The following is a 15,769-nucleotide window of genomic DNA, read 5'->3' as shown; positions in this document are numbered from 1 at the left end:
AGACCGCATTTTTTACAGTTTGTTAAATCCACTCGTCGCCTTGAGTGCGGCGAGCTCGCTCTTGAGCTCGGCCAACTGGGCTTCCAGTTGGGCGACACGCTGTTGTGCCTTGACTTGAGTGGTGACGTCTTTCTGCACACCGACGAAGTAGGTTTGCTTGTCGACCTCGTTGTACACGGTCGAAAGCGATAGCTCGTTCCAGAAAGGCGTGCCGTCCTTGCGGTAGTTACGCAGGATCTCTCGGCAGGTGCCGCCGCTGTCGAGCGCATCACGAATGGCGATCAAGGCCGGTTGGTCGCGGTCGCCCGCCTGCAGGAAGCGGCAGTCCTGATAGAGGATTTCGTCCAGCGTGTAGCCAGTCATCCTTTCGAAGGCCGGGTTGACGTAGATCAGTGGTTTTTCCCGGCCTTCGCGCTCGGCAACAACGATTCCGTCGTTGGACGCATTGACGACCATTTGCAGCAGTTTGGCGTTAATCATAGAGCGGTCCATGGCCTGGTTTTGACCTTGCCAGTTTATGGCAAGTCTGGAATGTTGCACGGTGCGCACTGAAATATTGGCACGGGCTGCTAATATCCCACGCTTTCACTCAACTACAGGATCAGATTGATGAAAGTCGCCATCCTCTCCGGCTCGGTCTACGGTACGGCTGAAGAAGTCGCTCGCCACGCGGAAGAAATCCTCAAGGACGCAGGTTTCAACGCCTGGCATAACGCACGTGCCACGCTGGCAGACGTGCAGGCCTTTGCTCCCGATGCATTCCTGGCAGTGACCTCGACCACCGGCATGGGCGAGCTGCCCGACAATCTGCAGCCTCTGTACTCAACCATCCGCGACCAACTGCCCGCCGCCTGGCGCGGCCTGCCGGGAGCGGTCATCGGCCTGGGCGACGCCAGCTATGGCGATACTTTCTGTGGCGGCGGTGAACAAATGCGCGAATTGTTCGCCGAACTGGGCATCCGCGAAGTGCAGCCGATGCTGCGCCTGGACGCCAGCGAAAGCGTCACTCCGGAAGCTGACGCCGAGCCTTGGCTGGCCGATTTGATCACCGCGCTGCGCGGTTGAACCCCAGGGAGCGCCGTTATTGACGGCGCTTGTTTGACACGTATTTGTACTATTCTCTTGACTGACTCGCTCAGTCATCAAGCTGGCTGCCAAGGAAACTCCTCGCACCTCGGCGTCTGACTAGACTGGCTCTCACTTTAGACACCATAAGAAGTGCGCCAAGGAGGTCATTGCCATGAGCCTAGCCCCTGCACCATCGCCACAAAACGTCAAAGCCCAGGTCAGCGCCGCCGAATGGCAAACCCGCGTGGACCTCGCGGCCTGCTATCGCCTGGTGGCCATGCACGGCTGGGATGACCTGATCTTCACGCATATTTCGGCCAAGGTGCCGGGCACTGAAGATTTCCTGATCAACCCCTATGGGCTGATGTTCCATGAGATCACCGCGTCGAGCCTGGTCAAGGTTGACCAGGCCGGCAATAAGCAAATGGACAGCCCCTACGAGATCAACCCTGCGGGCTACACCATCCACAGCGCCATCCACGAAGTGCGCCACGACGTGACCTGCGTGCTGCACACCCACACCGCTGCCGGCGTGGCGGTGTGTGCGCAAAAGCAGGGTGTATTGCCCATCAGCCAGCAATCGCTGTTTGTGCTCTCCAGCCTGGGCTATCACGCCTATGAAGGTGTGGCGCTCAATCATGAGGAAAAGGCCCGGTTGCAAGCGGATCTGGGTCCGAACAATTTCCTGATGCTGCACAACCACGGCCTGCTGACCTGCGCCGGCACCATCGCCGACACCTTCCTGATGATGTTTACCTTCCAGCGCGCCTGCGAGATTCAGGTACTGGCCCAAAGCGGCGGCACTGAGTTGATCGCCATCGAGCCGCAGATTCTCGCCGGTGCCAAGGCGATGGTGGCAGCTGTCACAAAAAGCGCCCAAGGTATGGGCGGTGCTCTGGCCTGGCCGGCACTGCTGCGCAAATTGGATAATCAGGACCCCGGGTATAAAAGCTGATGCCACTCGCCGAGATACCGCTCAGAGCCTGGCGCAAGCGCGGCCAGGACTTCGTCTTTCGTGGCCACACCGTGCGGTATTGGGTGGCCGGGCAGGGCGAGCCGTTGCTGCTGATTCATGGTTTCCCCACGGCCAGTTGGGACTGGCACTACCTGTGGCAACCCCTGGCCCAGCGCAACCTGGTGATTGCCTGCGACATGCTCGGCTTTGGCGACTCGGCCAAACCTTTGGACCACGACTATTGCCTGTTGGAACAGGCCGATCTGCAACAGGCGTTGCTTGAGCACCTGCGCGTAGAGCAGCCGGTGCATGTGTTGGCTCATGACTACGGCGACAGTGTCGCCCAGGAATTATTGGCTCGGCATTACGAGGGCCGGTTCCAGATGGCGAGTTGTGTATTTCTCAACGGCGGGCTGTTTCCGGAAACCCATCGGCCGGCGCTGGTGCAAAAGCTGCTGCTCAGCCCGTTGGGCTGGATGATCGGTCGGGCCTTTGGGCGCAATGCCTTGGCCAGCAGTTTCAACCAGATCTTCGGCCCCCAGACGCGGCCCAGTGAAAGCGTGCTGGATGATTTCTGGAGTTTGATCAGTTGCAACGACGGCCCGCGTATCCTGCACAAACTGATCGCCTACATCCCCCAGCGCCGTCGTCTGCGCGAGCGCTGGCTCACGGCCATGCAGCGAGGCGAAGTACCTTTACGGGTGATCGACGGCGAGGTGGACCCGATTTCCGGGGCTCATATGGTCGAGCGCTATCGCCAACTGGTGCCCCAGCCCGACACGATAAGACTGGCCAATATCGGCCATTACCCGCAGATCGAGGCGCCGGTCCAGGTGCTCAAGCATTACCAGGCGTTTCGTGAGCGCATCAGCCAGCCTTCACCGCGCGCGGCCTATTCCTGAGCCTGCGCATCATCCCGCTGCCTTATCAAGCACCATTCAGCCCTGGCCGTCTTTATTGTGACCAAAGGCTGCTTGCGTGACACTCTGCCTATTCCCATTGTCGCCAGCGGAGTTCGGTATGAGTGAGTCAGTGCAGTTCCAGGATAAGGTGGTGATCGTCACCGGCGCCGGTGGTGGCTTGGGCCAGGCCCATGCGCTGCTGTTCGCCAGGCACGGGGCCAAAGTGCTGGTCAACGACCTGGGGGGGTCAACCCAAGGCGAGGGCGCCAACGCCTCGGCGGCCGACCGGGTGGTGGCGCAGATCCGCGCGGCGGGCGGCATTGCGGAAGCCAACCATGACTCCGTCACCGACGGCGACAAGATCGTACAGAACGCACTGGATGTCTTCGGCCGGGTCGACGTGGTGGTCAACAACGCCGGCATCCTGCGCGACAAGACCTTCCATAAAATGGATGACAGCGACTGGGACCTGGTTTACCGGGTGCACGTCGAAGGCGCCTACAAAGTCACCCGCGCCGCCTGGCCGCATTTGCGCGAGCAGGGTTATGGCCGGGTGATCTTCACGGCGTCGACGTCCGGTATCTACGGCAACTTCGGCCAGTCCAACTACGGCATGGCCAAGTTGGGCCTGTATGGCTTGACGCGTACCCTGGCGCTGGAAGGGCGCAAGAACAACATCCTGGTCAACGCGATTGCCCCCACCGGTGGCACACGCATGACCGAAGGGCTGATCCCGCCGCAGGTGTTCGAGCGCCTCAAGCCGGAACTGGTCAGCCCACTGGTGGTGTACCTGGGCAGTGACGCCTGTGAGGAAACCGCAGGCTTGTTTGAAGTGGGTGGCGGCTGGATCGGCAAGACCCGTTGGGAGCGCAGCCTGGGTGTGGGTTTTGATCCCGAGGCCGGTTTTTCGCCGGAGGATGTGGCCGCGCACTGGCAGCAGATCTGCGATTTCGAAGGGGCTGCGCACCCCAAGGACAATATTGAGGCGCTGAAGGAAATGATGGCCAACTTGCAGAAGTTCAGCCTCTGATCATTGCCGGTAAATCAATGAATCCCACGGGGCGTCGATGACGCCCCGTTTTATTGCAGGCATAAAAAAGGCCGCTGCATAGGCAGCGGCCGAAGTAAGACGTTGGATCAAGGAGCGACAAATCAACGTCAGTGAACACCGGGAACAGACTGATTACAGGATCAATCCGTTATAAATCAGCTTTTCTCCCCAATGCGGGAGCGGGCCGTTTGCCCTGAAAGCCAGGCAAGAATAATCGGTTGTAACAGAATGAGTAATAGCAGTTCGGGACAAGGACTGTTACCAAATCGACAATAATTGCCCGGCACCATCGATGCCTCTGATAAGCCTTCATCCATCGCATGCATGGCCCGGTCCAGCGCCGGCCAGAGAACCCCGTCATCCTTTCGAGCGACAACACGAATACCTCCTTGGTGCGCTTATCGCCCCTCAAGGGCGGCAGTAGGGTGGAGCCTTCTGTCACTCACCGGGGAAGACGCATGACAAAAACAATAATGCGCGCCATCTTCACGCCACAGGCGCTGGCCACTGCGGTTGCGCTGGGCTGCTGTGCCCAGGCGCAGGCTGTTTCGTTCAACATCGGCGAGATCGAAGGGCAGTTCGACTCCTCGCTGTCGGTCGGCGCCAGCTGGGGCATGCGCGATGCCGACAAAAGCCTGGTCGGCACGGTCAATGGCGGGACGGGCCAGGCGTCCACCGGAGATGACGGGCGCCTCAACTTCAAGAAGGGCGAGACCTTCTCCAAGATCTTCAAGGGGCTGCACGACCTTGAGTTGAAGTACGGCGACACCGGGGTATTCGTGCGTGGCAAGTATTGGTACGACTTCGAGCTCAAGGACGAAGACCGCGAGTTCAAGCCCATCAGCGACCACAACCGCAAGGAAGGCGCCAAGTCCAGCGGTGCGCAGATCCTCGATGCCTTCGTCTACCACAACTACTCCCTGGGCGACCTGCCCGGCACCGTGCGCGCCGGCAAGCAGGTGGTCAGTTGGGGCGAAAGTACCTTCATCGGTAACTCCATCAACAGCATCAACCCGATCGACGTGTCGGCGTTCCGCAGGCCCGGTGCCGAGATCAAGGAAGGCTTGATCCCGGTGAACATGCTGTTTGCCTCCCAGAGCCTGACCAATCAACTGACCGTGGAAGGTTTCTATCAACTGGAATGGGACCAGACGGTGCTCGACAACTGCGGCACCTTCTTCGGCGGGGACGTGGCGGCGGATGGCTGCACCAATAACTACACCGTGGGCAGCCCGGCGATCCGACCGCTACAACCGGTGGCGGCTGCCTTTGGCCAAGGGTTTGGCGTGACCAATGAAGGTGTGATTGTGCGGCGTGCCGGTGACCGCGATGCGCGCGACTCCGGCCAATTCGGCGCAGCCCTGCGCTGGCTGGGCGATGACACTGAATACGGCCTGTACTTCATGAACTACCACAGTCGCACACCGACCGTCGGCACCCTGACCGCCAATACTAACCTGGCCACCATCGGGCGCATCATCAACACCGCTAACGCCCTGGCGCCCGGTTCCGGGGGCGGTTTGGCGCAAAGCACCATGCTCGGCCGCGGCCAGTACTACCTGGATTACCCGGAAGACATCCGCCTGTTCGGCGCCAGTTTCTCCACCACCTTGCCCACGGGCACGGCGTGGACCGGCGAAATCAGCTATCGGCCCAATGCGCCGGTGCAGCTCAACACCACCGACCTGACCCTGGCCCTGGTCAACCCCATTGCGGGCCAACTCGCCTCACCCATCCGCAGCAATTTCGGCGATGACAACAAAGGCTATCGCCGCAAGGAAATCACCCAGATCCAGAGCACCATGACCCAGTTCTTCGACCAGGTACTGGGCGCCGAGCGCCTGACCCTGGTGGGCGAAGCGGCGGTGGTGCACGTCGCGGGCCTGGAAGACAAAACCAAACTGCGCTATGGCCGAGACTCGGTGTACGGCGCCTACGGTTTTCAAGGTGACACCGACGGTTTCGTCACCTCCACCTCCTGGGGCTACCGGGCGCGGGCGATCCTTGACTACAACAACGCGATTGCCGGTGTGAACCTCAAGCCCAACCTGTCCTGGTCCCATGACGTCGCGGGCTACGGCCCCAACGGCCTGTTCAACAAAGGCGCCAAGGCCATCAGCGTCGGCGTGGATGCGGACTATCGCAGCACCTACACCGCAAGCCTGAGCTACACCGATTTTTTTGGCGGTGACTACAACACCCTGACCGACCGCGACTTCCTCGCCCTCAGCTTTGGCGTGAACTTCTGATCTGGCTTAAAAGAAGGACAAGACCCTATGCGTAAGATGATTGCAATGTTGGCCCTGAGCGTATTGGCCGCCAACGTAATGGCGGCGGTATCGCCCGAAGAAGCAGCCAAGCTCGGCACTTCCCTGACCCCGGTCGGCGCCGAAAAAGCCGGCAATGCCGATGGCTCGATCCCCGCCTGGACCGGTGGCATCCCCAAAAACGCCGGCACGGTGGACAGCAAGGGCTTCCTCTCCGACCCCTTCGCTAACGAAAAACCGCTGTTCGTGATCACCGCCGCCACGGTGGACAAGTACAAGGACAAACTCTCCGACGGCCAGGTGGCGATGTTCAAGCGCTACCCCGAGACCTACAAGATCCCGGTGTACCCCAGCCACCGCACGGTCAACTTGCCGGCGGACATTTACGAGTCGATCAAGCGAAGCGCCCTGAATGTGAAGGCGATCAACGATGGCAACGGCCTGGAGAATTTCACCGGCAACCGTTACTACGCGTTCCCTATCCCCAAGAATGGCGTCGAGGTGCTGTGGAATCACATCACCCGTTACCACGGCGGCAACCTGCGGCGCATCATCACCCAGGCCACGCCCCAGACCAATGGCAGCTACACGCCGATCCGTTTCGAAGAAGAAGTAGCGGTGCCGCAAGCCATCCCGGATATCGACCCGGCCAAGGCCGCCAACGTGCTCAGCTATTTCAAGCAGTCGGTCACCGCGCCGGCGCGGCTGGCGGGCAACGTGCTGCTGGTGCATGAAACCCTCGACCAGGTGAAGGAACCGCGCCTGGCCTGGATCTACAACGCCGGCCAGCGCCGTGTGCGGCGTGCACCGCAGGTGTCTTACGACGGCCCGGGTACCGCCTCCGACGGCCTGCGCACTACCGACAACTTCGACATGTTCTCCGGCGCACCCGACCGTTATGACTGGAAACTGGTGGGCAAGAAGGAGATGTACATCCCTTACAACAGCTACAAGCTCGATTCGCCGAGCCTCAAGTACGACGACATCATCAAGGCCGGCCATATCAACCAGGACCTGACCCGTTACGAGTTGCACCGCGTGTGGGAAGTGGTCGGCACCGTCAAGCCCAGCGAGCGGCACATCTATGCCAAACGCCATATGTTCATCGACGAAGACAGCTGGCAAGTCGCCCTGGTGGACCACTACGACGGCCGCGGCCAACTGTGGCGCGTTGCCGAAGGCCATGCGCAGTTCTATTACGACCACCAGGTGCCGGCCTACACCGTGGAAACCCTGTACGACCTGATTGCAGGGCGCTACATCGCGCTGGGCATGAAGAACGAGGAGAAGAGCAGCTTCGTGTTCGGCTTCGCGGCCAAGGCGGCGGACTACACCCCGGCTGCACTGAGATCGGAGGGCGTTCGCTGATTCCACACCTAAGTGAGGTTGAAAATGTGTGGCTTGCCTGCGATGGCCATAGGTATCTACACAACTTTGGGGCGACGCTGGACCTGTGGCGAGCGAGCTTGCTCCCGTGACGGCCTGACAGCAGACGCATCTCTACCTGACACCCCAGGATCCAAATGTGGGAGCTGGCTTGCCTGCGATGACGGCCTTCCAGCCGACACAGCTATACCGAGTACATATCCATTCCTGCGGTAACGGCCACTTAGGGTTCCGCTTTTACAGCGGCTCACTTTTGAAAAGCGCAAAAGTAAGCAAAACGCTCTTGCCCCACCACTCGGCACCTCGCTTAGGCTCGGTGTGCCCGTAATCCGCCAGTGATTTGGGGGGCCGCCGCCACGCGCCATCCATGGCGCGGGGCGGCTAAACCGGCATCCCTGCCGGTTTACCCCCCCAAATCACTGTCGAATTCCGGCCAGCGTGGTTTAACGGGGCGCCTAAGATCAAAAGCAGATCAAGAGCGGCTCGCTTCGCATCGTGGTTACCGTTGAGCTTACAGAGTTATGTAGATACCTATGGTCATCGCAGGCAAGCCAGCTCCCACACTGAAGGGCGTATACCTTGGTTTTTATGGTCTTCAATCAACCCGCTGAATACTTCTTCAACAACCGCCAACCACAGGTCTAGGGTGACGCAACAATAAAAACAGCAGGATGCAGCAATGACCGCCATGACCCGCTGCCTGGACCGTCCTGGATTTATGCCACGGCTGTCCGCCCACCATGCGTTGCGTGCGCGGCTGACTGTGCCTCTGCTGACGGCGCAGGCGCGGGTAAGGTTGCTGTGCGCACCGGGAGGCAGTGGCAAGAGCGCGTTGCTCGCCGAGTGTGCGCTGCAGGCGCCGAAGGGCTGTCAGGTGGTGTGGATGCCACTCAACGGTGCCGCGCTCAGCCCCTTGGAATTCTGCGCACGGCTGGCGCAGCAGCTTGGCTTGCCGTTTGTGGATGAAGCCACGTTATTGCTCGACTTGGGCCGTTGGCCACACACCACGTGGTTGTTTCTGGATGATTTCTGTCGCTCGCCTGCGCCTGAGCTGGATGCGCTGCTGGACCGTTTGCTCGCCGCTGGCAGCCCGCAGTTGACCTGGTGGCTGGGCGCGCGACGGCGCCCGTTGTGCAATTGGCCACGCCTGTTGCTCGACGATGAGTTGCTGGAGTGCAGCGAGTTGTTTTTCAGCGCTGAGGAAGTCGAGCAACTGCTCGCCCCGGGGCATAGCGTCGACAGCGTGATGCAGTTCAGCGCCGGTTGGTGCGCCGGTGTGCGTATCGCCTTGTTGGGCGACGGCCACCCCGACAAGACCCTGCTCGATTACCTGCAGCATGAGCTGTTCAACACCTTGTCGGCGCCATTGGCTGAGGCTTGGCGCGTGCTGGCCCATCTGCCGCGTTTCAACCTGAACCTGTGTGAGTACTTGTTCGGTGGTGGTGACGGCGCTGAGCATTTGCGCGAATTGCAGGCACTGGGTGCGTTTATCCAGCCCTGGGAAGACACCAGCGACTGGCTCCACATTTTCCCACCGTTGGCGCGACTGCTGCGCGACGAACCCTGGCCGGCCAAACGCTCCTGGCACCGACGCGCGTGCCAATGGTTCAGCGCCGAGGGTGACTGCCAGGCCGCGTTCGAGCAGGCGTTGCTGGCGCAGGAATATGAAGTGGCGGTGAGCCTGTTGCAGCACTTCAGTTTCGAGGATTTGTTTCGCCAGCAGAACGCCGTGTTGCTGTTGCGCCTGCATGAACAGCAGGGCGATGAATTGATGTTGGGGTCGGCGCAACTGGTGGGGCTGCTCACGGCCGCGTTGTTGTTTGCCGGGCGCTTCGAACAGGCGGCCTTGTGCATCGACCAACTGGCCCGGTTCGCCCCGCAACCGACGCCCGCCGCGCAGCGCTATCTGCTGGCGCGCTGGCAGGCGCAGTGGGGCTGGTTGCTGCATTTGAGCGGCGACGCCGAACGCTCCCGCGAGCACTTTCTCGAAGCCCTGCAAGCGTTGCCCGACAGCGCCTGGACATCGCGCCTGATGTGCCTCTCGGGCCTGACCCAGCAAGCCTTGCTGCGCGGTGAGTTGGAGGCCGCCCAACGCTTGAACCGTGAAGCGCTGTGCCTGGCCCGGGTCCACGGTTCGCTGGTATTGGAGGCCCTGCTGGAGTTGGACCACGCCCAATTGCTGGAGCAGCGTGGCGCGCCGTACCGGGCGCAAAGCCTGTTGGAAACGGTGCAAGCGATGTTGGCCGGGCAACGGCTCAACGCCGGGCCGTTGGTGGGGCGTATTGTTCTGCGCCGCGGGCATCTGGCCTTGCGTCAGGGCCAGGACGGCCTGGCCGCCGAATGTTTCGAGGCCGGCTTGAGCATGTGCCTGCAGAGCCAGGACAAGCGCGTTCTGTACGGCTTTCTGGGCCTGTCGCTATTGGCGGCCAATCGTGGCGACTACGCGCAGGCCTTCATTCAATTACGCGACGCCGAACGCCTGATGCAGCAGCGCCATGTGCCCGACACGGTGTACCGTGCGGTACTGCTGTTGGTCAGTGGGCACTTCTGGTTGCAGCAAGGCCGCGCCGAATTGACGGTGCAAGCCGTGCGCCGGGTGTTGCGCCACTTTCGCGGGCCTTGCGCCAAGCAGGCACCGCCGGCCACCTTGGAGCTGATCCCGCGCCTGGAATATTTGCTGGTACTGGCCGAGGTCAAGCTGGGCTGTGCCGAGCAACCTATCGCACGGCTCAATGCCTTGCTCGACACCTCACGGCAACGCGGCATGCTTTGCCTGGAAACCGAATTGCACCTGGTGCTGGGTGAAGTGACCTGGCAGCTTGGCGACCCGGCGTTGGCGCGTCGGTCGCTGCAAGCTGGCTTGGCGCTGGCAGAGCGTTGCCAGGTGCAGCAGGCGGTCCGCGAGTTGCGTTTACGCGCCCCGGGACTTTTGAGTGAGCTGGGCCTGGAGCCCCAGGCCGCGCCTGCCGGGGCGGCGCAGAACCCGCTGAGCCAGCGTGAGTTGGAGGTGCTGCAACTGATCGCCCTGGGCAACTCCAACCTGGAAATCGCTGATCGCCTGTATATCTCCCTACATACCGTCAAGACGCATGCGCGGCGTATCCACAGCAAACTCGGGGTAGAGCGACGCACCCAGGCGGTGGCCAAGGCGAAGACGTTGGGCTTGATGGTCTAGGCGCAGAATGCCTGGCGGTATTGGCCCGGCGTGGCGCCCATGGCGTGGCGAAAGCGCTGGTTGAAATGACTGGCGCTGGAAAAACCGCACAGCAAGGCCAGCTCACTGATCGGCAAAACGCTGCTGCGCAGCAGGTTTTTCGCTCGCGCCAGACGCCGTGCCAGCAGGTATTGATGGGGCGGCACGCCGAAGCTTTGGCGGAACATTCGGGCGAAATGGTATTCGGACAGCGCGCACATGGCGGCCAACTGGCCGAGGCTGATGGCGTCTTCCATATGTTGATCGATGTACTCCACCAACCGCCGCCGTTGGTGCGCGGCCAACCCGCCTTTCAAGCGCAAGCCTTCGCGGGCGCCGACCTGGTTGAGCAAGGTATGGCTGAGCAGTTCGTGGGCCAGGCTGCTGGTCAGCAGGCGCTCGCCGGGCTCGTGCCAGTTGAGGCTGACCAACTGGCGAAAACGCTGGGCCTGGAATGGGTCTTCAAGGAAGGTGCCCTCGCGCAAGTGCAACTCCCGTGGCTCCCGGTCCAGCAGGGTGACGCAGCCGAGGGCAAATTGTTCCGGGCTGAAATACAGGTGGGCCAGGCGAATATCGCCATTGATCACCCAGGCCGACTGATGCTCGGCCGGCAGGATGCACAGTTTGTCGGGGCCGCCCTTGAGGCCCGGCTGATCACGCCGAAAGGTGCCCGTGCCACCCCCGATGTAGCAGGACAAGGTGTGATGGCTGGGGGCTTGGTAATCCTGGGCGTCATGGTGGTTGCTCCACACGGCCGCAGCCAACCCGTCACCGAGCTCGGCGCAGGCTTGCAGGCGTGCGTGGGGCGAGCGGTTGAGGGCTTGGAAGACGTGCAGCGATTGCAGCTCTGGCATGGTGTGGTCTCCGACACCCCGCATCCTACGCTCCACGGCTGGCGCTGTGAGCCCATCGCCCGACAAAAGCGCAAGAATGTGCAAGAGCCTGCACGGGGTTGAAGGCCACACTGTGGCTCAATCGACGGAGCCGGCTATGAATCTTTTCCTGTATCTACTCACGGTGCTCATCTGGGGCACCACTTGGATCGCCCTCAAATGGCAGTTGGGCGTGGTCGCGATTCCTGTGTCGATTGTCTATCGCTTCGGCCTGGCCGCTCTGGTGCTGTTCGTGCTGTTGCTGCTCAGCCGCAAGTTGCAGGTGATGAACCGGCGCGGGCACATGATCTGCCTGGCGCAGGGGCTGTGCCTGTTCTGCGTCAACTTCATGTGCTTTCTCACCGCCAGCCAATGGATCCCCAGTGGCCTGGTGGCGGTGGTGTTCTCCACGGCGACCTTGTGGAACGCGCTCAATGCCCGGGTGTTTTTCGGCCAGCGGGTGGCGCGTAACGTGCTGATGGGCGGGGCGCTTGGGTTGCTGGGGCTGGGCTTTTTGTTCTGGCCGGAGCTGGTTGGGCATACCGCCAGCCCGCAAACCTTGTTGGGCCTGGGCTTGGCCCTGCTGGGCACCCTGTGCTTCTCGGCGGGCAACCTGCTATCGAGCCTGCAGCAGAAGGCCGGGCTCAAGCCGCTGACCACCAATGCCTGGGGCATGGCCTATGGGGCAGCGATGCTGGCGACCTATTGCGCAGTGCGTGGTATTCCCTTCGAGATGGACTGGAGCGCGCGGTATATCGGCGCGCTGTGGTACCTGGTGATCCCAGGCTCGGTGATTGGTTTTACCGCTTACCTCACCCTGGTGGGCCGCATGGGGCCGGAGAAAGCGGCGTATTGCACGGTGCTGTTTCCGGTGGTGGCGCTGAATGTGTCGGCCGTGGCCGAGGGTTACCAGTGGACGGCGCCGGCGTTGATGGGGCTGGTGCTGGTGATGCTGGGGAATGTGCTGGTGTTTCGTAAGGCCCGTGCGCGCGATTGTTCCCACGCTCTGCGTGGGAATACCGCTCGGGACGCTCCGCGTCCGCTCTCGAGGCCATGATGCGGAGCGTCGGGTGAGGCATTCCCACGCGGAGCGTGGGAACGATCACCGATCACTTGAGGCCTAGCCGCTTGGCCATGCGCCCCAGGTTGGCGCGGTCCAGGCCCAGTTCGCGGGCGGCGCTGGCCCAATTGTGCTGATGGCGTTCCAGGCAGGCGCTGATGAGTTGGCGCTGGTAATGCTCGGTGGCCTGGCGCAGGTCGCCGCTGACCACCGGGAGGGCAGGGGCCGGTGCCTCTTCGGCCGCAGCCGCAGTCACGTCGGGCAAGTCCAGGTCCAGGGCGCTCAGGCTGAGAATCTTGGGGCGCTCGCGGCAGTTGCCCAGGGCTTTCAACGCGCTGCGTCCGATCAAGTGCTCCAGCTCGCGCACATTGCCGGGCCAGTTGTAGGCCGTTAGGGCCGCCTGGGCATCTCCGGTCAGGCGCAGGCTGCCCAGGCCCATGCGTGAGCGGTTCTGTTCGAGGAAGAACCCCGCCAATAGCAGCACATCACGCCCGCGCTCGCGCAGCGCTGGCACTTGCAGTGGGTAGACGCTCAAACGGTGGTAGAAGTCGGCACGGTAGCGGCCATTGCGCACCTCTTCGGCAAGGTCGCGGTTGGTGGCAGCAACCAGGCGCACATCCACCTGGTGCTCCTTGTCCGACCCCAGGCGCTGCAACTGGCCGCTTTGCAGAACGCGCAGCAACTTGGCCTGCACGGTCAACGACAACTCACCCACTTCATCCAGGAACAAGGTACCGCCATTGGCCAGTTCGAACTTGCCCCGGCGCTCGTTCGACGCGCCAGTAAAGGCGCCGCGCACATGCCCGAACAGTTCGCTCTCTACCAAGGTCTCGGGCAGGGCGGCGCAGTTGAGGCTGATCAGCGGTTTGTCGGCGCGGGAGGAGGCGGCGTGGATCGCCTGGGCCACCAATTCCTTGCCGACCCCGGTTTCGCCGGTAATCAGCACGGTCAAGTCACTGCCGCCGACCAGGTTGATTTCCTCGACCAGGCGCTTGTGCGCTTTGCTCTGGCCGATCATTTCCTTGGGCTGCTGGCCACTGGCCTGGCGATAGATCTCGGCGCGCTGGTGCTCGTCTTCGGCCCGCAGCGCCAGGCGCTCGATGCGTTCAGCCACGTTGACGGTGGCCGCGGCGAGGCTGGCGAAGGCTTGCAGGGCGTCCAGCTCGACCCGTTCAAAGCGCTCGGTATCGAGGGCGTCCAGGGTCAGCAGCCCCCAGGGCTGGTCGTCGATAAACAGCGGGCAGCCCATGCAGTCGTGGACTTCCAACTGGCCGTGCAAACCGGCGACCAAGCCGTCATAGGGGTCGGGCAATTGGCTGTCACTGTCGAAGCGGGTAGGGCCGGGGCTGCTCAGCAGGATCTCGAAGCGCGGATGTTCGCTGACCTTGAAGCGTCGCCCCAAGGTATCGGCGCTCAAGCCGTCCACGGCCAGCGGCACCAACCACTCGCCGTCCAGGCGTAACAACGCGGCGGCGTCGCAGGGCAGCAGTGCACGCATGGCTTGCAGCAGGCGCCGGTAGCGCTCGCCTTCGGGCAAGTCCCGGGACAGGTCAGCGACCAGCGGCAGCAAGGTGGTGAGCAGGGGTTGTGCAGTCATAATGACTCCTTGTAGTCCTTATGACTATAAAGTGTAGGAGGTCATACTGACTACAAAATATTTAACTTGTTGAAAATAAAGGATTTATAAGTTGGCATGATTACTGACTGTTATAAGGCAATCAGTAAGAAGAGCCAGGAGTCTCCCATGCTTAGTGCCCAAGACCGTGCAATCATCAAATCTACCGTGCCCCTGCTGGAAAGCGGCGGCGAAGCGCTGATTACGCATTTCTATCGCATGATGCTGTCCGAGTATCCCGAAGTCCGCCCACTGTTCAACCAGGCCCACCAGGCCAGTGGTGACCAGCCTCGCGCCCTGGCCAATGGCGTGCTGATGTACGCGCGGCATATCGACCAGTTGGACCAACTGGGCGACCTGGTGGCCAAGATCATCAACAAACACGTGGCGTTGCAGATTCTGCCGGAGCATTACCCCATTGTTGGCGCCTGCCTGCTGCGGGCTATTTCCGAAGTGCTGGGCAGCGAGATTGCCACCCCCGAGGTCATGAGCGCCTGGGGTGCGGCCTATGGCCAGTTGGCGGACATTCTGATCGGCGCCGAAGCGGCCATCTACGACGAAAAAGCCCAGGCGCCCGGCGGCTGGCGGGGGGCGCGGGCGTTCCTGTTGGTCAAGCGCGTGGAGGAGAGCGACGAGATCATCTCCTTCTACTTCGCGCCGGTGGACAACGGCCCGATCCTGGCCGCAGCGCCCGGCCAGTACATCGGCCTGAAACTGGTGCTCGATGGCGAGGAAGTGCGTCGCAACTATTCCCTGTCGGCCCTCACCGACACCGGGCTGTACCGCATCAGCGTCAAGCGCGAAGCGGGCGGGCGGGTCTCCAATTACCTGCACGACCAGATGAATGTCGGCGCGACCATTGACCTGTTCCCGCCGTCGGGCGAGTTCGCCCTGGCCGCCAGTGATAAACCGCTGGTGCTGATCAGCGGCGGGGTAGGCATTACGCCCACGCTGCCGATGCTCGAAGCCGCCCTGGCAACCGAGCGCCCGGTGCATTTCATCCATTGTGCCCGTAACGGCGGGGTGCATGCGTTCCGTGACTGGGTGGACACCCTGGCGGCCAAGCATCCGCAGCTCAAGCGTTTCTACTGCTACGCCGAGGATGACGGCATCAGCCCGGCGGCAGACAAGGTCGGGATGCTTAACCAGGAGCAACTGGCGGCCTGGTTGCCTGAGGAGCGTGATATTGATGCCTACTTCTTGGGCCCCAAGGGCTTCATGGCGGCGATCAAGCGGCATCTCAAGGCGCTGGGTGTGCCGGAGAAGCAGGCGCGCTATGAGTTCTTTGGCCCGGCGGCGGCGCTGGAATAGAATTTGGCCAATTGACCCTATCGGCATTATCGCGGGCAAGCCCGGCTCCCACAGAGGATCGCATTCCAATGTGGGAGCCGGGCTTGCCC

Annotated in this window: 12 protein-coding genes; 9 read left to right on the top strand and 3 right to left on the bottom strand. The window is 61.9% G+C overall.

The features are described 5' to 3' along the window. Positions 1-12: 12 nt before the first annotated feature. The gene (locus tag AC1RAC_RS07775; protein ID WP_054896971.1) at positions 13-480 is read right to left on the bottom strand and encodes a PAS domain-containing protein; all 468 of its coding nucleotides are present in this window, start codon (positions 478-480) and stop codon (positions 13-15) included. Between the two features lie 129 nt (positions 481-609). On the opposite strand from AC1RAC_RS07775, the gene AC1RAC_RS07770 reads away from it, so the two are divergent. The 7 genes from AC1RAC_RS07770 to AC1RAC_RS07740 all read left to right on the top strand — a co-directional run bounded on the left by AC1RAC_RS07770 (position 610) and on the right by AC1RAC_RS07740 (position 10,804). Beyond that, positions 610-1,065, top strand: a complete 456-nt coding sequence (locus AC1RAC_RS07770; protein WP_014719876.1) for a flavodoxin — start codon at positions 610-612, stop codon at positions 1,063-1,065. Between the two features lie 175 nt (positions 1,066-1,240). Next, positions 1,241-2,023, top strand: a complete 783-nt coding sequence (locus tag AC1RAC_RS07765; protein WP_054896970.1) for a class II aldolase/adducin family protein — start codon at positions 1,241-1,243, stop codon at positions 2,021-2,023. After that, on the top strand, positions 2,023-2,925 hold the full coding sequence (locus tag AC1RAC_RS07760; RefSeq protein WP_054921550.1) for an alpha/beta fold hydrolase: 903 nt from the start codon (positions 2,023-2,025) through the stop codon (positions 2,923-2,925). The genes AC1RAC_RS07765 and AC1RAC_RS07760 overlap by 1 nt, the downstream gene beginning before the upstream one ends. Before the next feature lie 118 nt (positions 2,926-3,043). After that, entirely contained in the window at positions 3,044-3,955 is a 912-nt protein-coding gene (locus AC1RAC_RS07755) for an SDR family oxidoreductase (RefSeq protein ID WP_034128734.1), read from the top strand. A gap of 479 nt (positions 3,956-4,434) precedes the next feature. Then, positions 4,435-6,225 carry a DUF1302 domain-containing protein gene (locus AC1RAC_RS07750; protein WP_014719872.1) on the top strand — a complete coding sequence of 597 codons (1,791 nt, stop codon included), beginning with the start codon at positions 4,435-4,437 and terminating at the stop codon, positions 6,223-6,225. Between the two features lie 27 nt (positions 6,226-6,252). After that, entirely contained in the window at positions 6,253-7,611 is a 1,359-nt protein-coding gene (locus AC1RAC_RS07745; RefSeq protein ID WP_492616470.1) for a DUF1329 domain-containing protein, read from the top strand. 697 nt (positions 7,612-8,308) lie between these two features. Further along, a complete protein-coding gene (locus AC1RAC_RS07740; RefSeq protein ID WP_236453821.1) occupies positions 8,309-10,804 on the top strand; it encodes a LuxR C-terminal-related transcriptional regulator in 2,496 nt (831 codons plus the stop codon). On the opposite strand, the gene AC1RAC_RS07735 is transcribed toward AC1RAC_RS07740, so the two are convergent. After that, on the bottom strand, positions 10,801-11,676 hold the full coding sequence (locus tag AC1RAC_RS07735) for a helix-turn-helix domain-containing protein (protein WP_054896966.1): 876 nt from the start codon (positions 11,674-11,676) through the stop codon (positions 10,801-10,803). The two genes, AC1RAC_RS07740 and AC1RAC_RS07735, sit on opposite strands and share 4 nt — an antisense overlap. A 136-nt stretch (positions 11,677-11,812) precedes the next feature. Between AC1RAC_RS07735 and AC1RAC_RS07730 the strand changes: the two genes are divergently transcribed. Continuing rightward, positions 11,813-12,751, top strand: coding sequence for a DMT family transporter (locus AC1RAC_RS07730; RefSeq protein WP_236453818.1), 939 nt, complete (start codon positions 11,813-11,815; stop codon positions 12,749-12,751). Between the two features lie 52 nt (positions 12,752-12,803). Here AC1RAC_RS07730 and norR read toward each other — a convergent pair whose 3' ends face one another. Then, entirely contained in the window at positions 12,804-14,351 is a 1,548-nt protein-coding gene (gene norR, locus AC1RAC_RS07725) for a nitric oxide reductase transcriptional regulator NorR (RefSeq protein ID WP_054921562.1), read from the bottom strand. A 147-nt stretch (positions 14,352-14,498) separates the two neighbouring features. On the opposite strand from norR, the gene hmpA reads away from it, so the two are divergent. Further along, positions 14,499-15,680: an NO-inducible flavohemoprotein gene (gene hmpA, locus AC1RAC_RS07720; RefSeq protein WP_492616469.1), complete on the top strand. Its 1,182-nt coding sequence runs from the start codon at positions 14,499-14,501 to the stop codon at positions 15,678-15,680. The last annotated feature ends 89 nt before the right edge of the window (positions 15,681-15,769 follow it).

The sequence above is a fragment of the Pseudomonas sp. GW823-FHT02F05 genome (assembly GCF_058797315.1).
Note: the sequence above shows the minus strand (reverse complement) of the source record. Positions and strands in the feature narration are given on the sequence as shown.

Excerpts from the sequence above, each read along its gene's own strand:
- AC1RAC_RS07775 (WP_054896971.1), bottom strand. The coding sequence starts at position 480 with ATGATTAACGCCAAACTGCTGCAAATGGTCGTCAATGCGTCCAACGAC.
- AC1RAC_RS07770 (WP_014719876.1), top strand. The coding sequence starts at position 610 with ATGAAAGTCGCCATCCTCTCCGGCTCGGTCTACGGTACGGCTGAAGAA.
- AC1RAC_RS07765 (WP_054896970.1), top strand. The coding sequence starts at position 1,241 with ATGAGCCTAGCCCCTGCACCATCGCCACAAAACGTCAAAGCCCAGGTC.
- AC1RAC_RS07760 (WP_054921550.1), top strand. The coding sequence starts at position 2,023 with ATGCCACTCGCCGAGATACCGCTCAGAGCCTGGCGCAAGCGCGGCCAG.
- AC1RAC_RS07755 (WP_034128734.1), top strand. The coding sequence starts at position 3,044 with ATGAGTGAGTCAGTGCAGTTCCAGGATAAGGTGGTGATCGTCACCGGC.
- AC1RAC_RS07750 (WP_014719872.1), top strand. The coding sequence starts at position 4,435 with ATGACAAAAACAATAATGCGCGCCATCTTCACGCCACAGGCGCTGGCC.
- AC1RAC_RS07745 (WP_492616470.1), top strand. The coding sequence starts at position 6,253 with ATGCGTAAGATGATTGCAATGTTGGCCCTGAGCGTATTGGCCGCCAAC.
- AC1RAC_RS07740 (WP_236453821.1), top strand. The coding sequence starts at position 8,309 with ATGACCGCCATGACCCGCTGCCTGGACCGTCCTGGATTTATGCCACGG.
- AC1RAC_RS07735 (WP_054896966.1), bottom strand. The coding sequence starts at position 11,676 with ATGCCAGAGCTGCAATCGCTGCACGTCTTCCAAGCCCTCAACCGCTCG.
- AC1RAC_RS07730 (WP_236453818.1), top strand. The coding sequence starts at position 11,813 with ATGAATCTTTTCCTGTATCTACTCACGGTGCTCATCTGGGGCACCACT.
- norR (WP_054921562.1), bottom strand. The coding sequence starts at position 14,351 with ATGACTGCACAACCCCTGCTCACCACCTTGCTGCCGCTGGTCGCTGAC.
- hmpA (WP_492616469.1), top strand. The coding sequence starts at position 14,499 with ATGCTTAGTGCCCAAGACCGTGCAATCATCAAATCTACCGTGCCCCTG.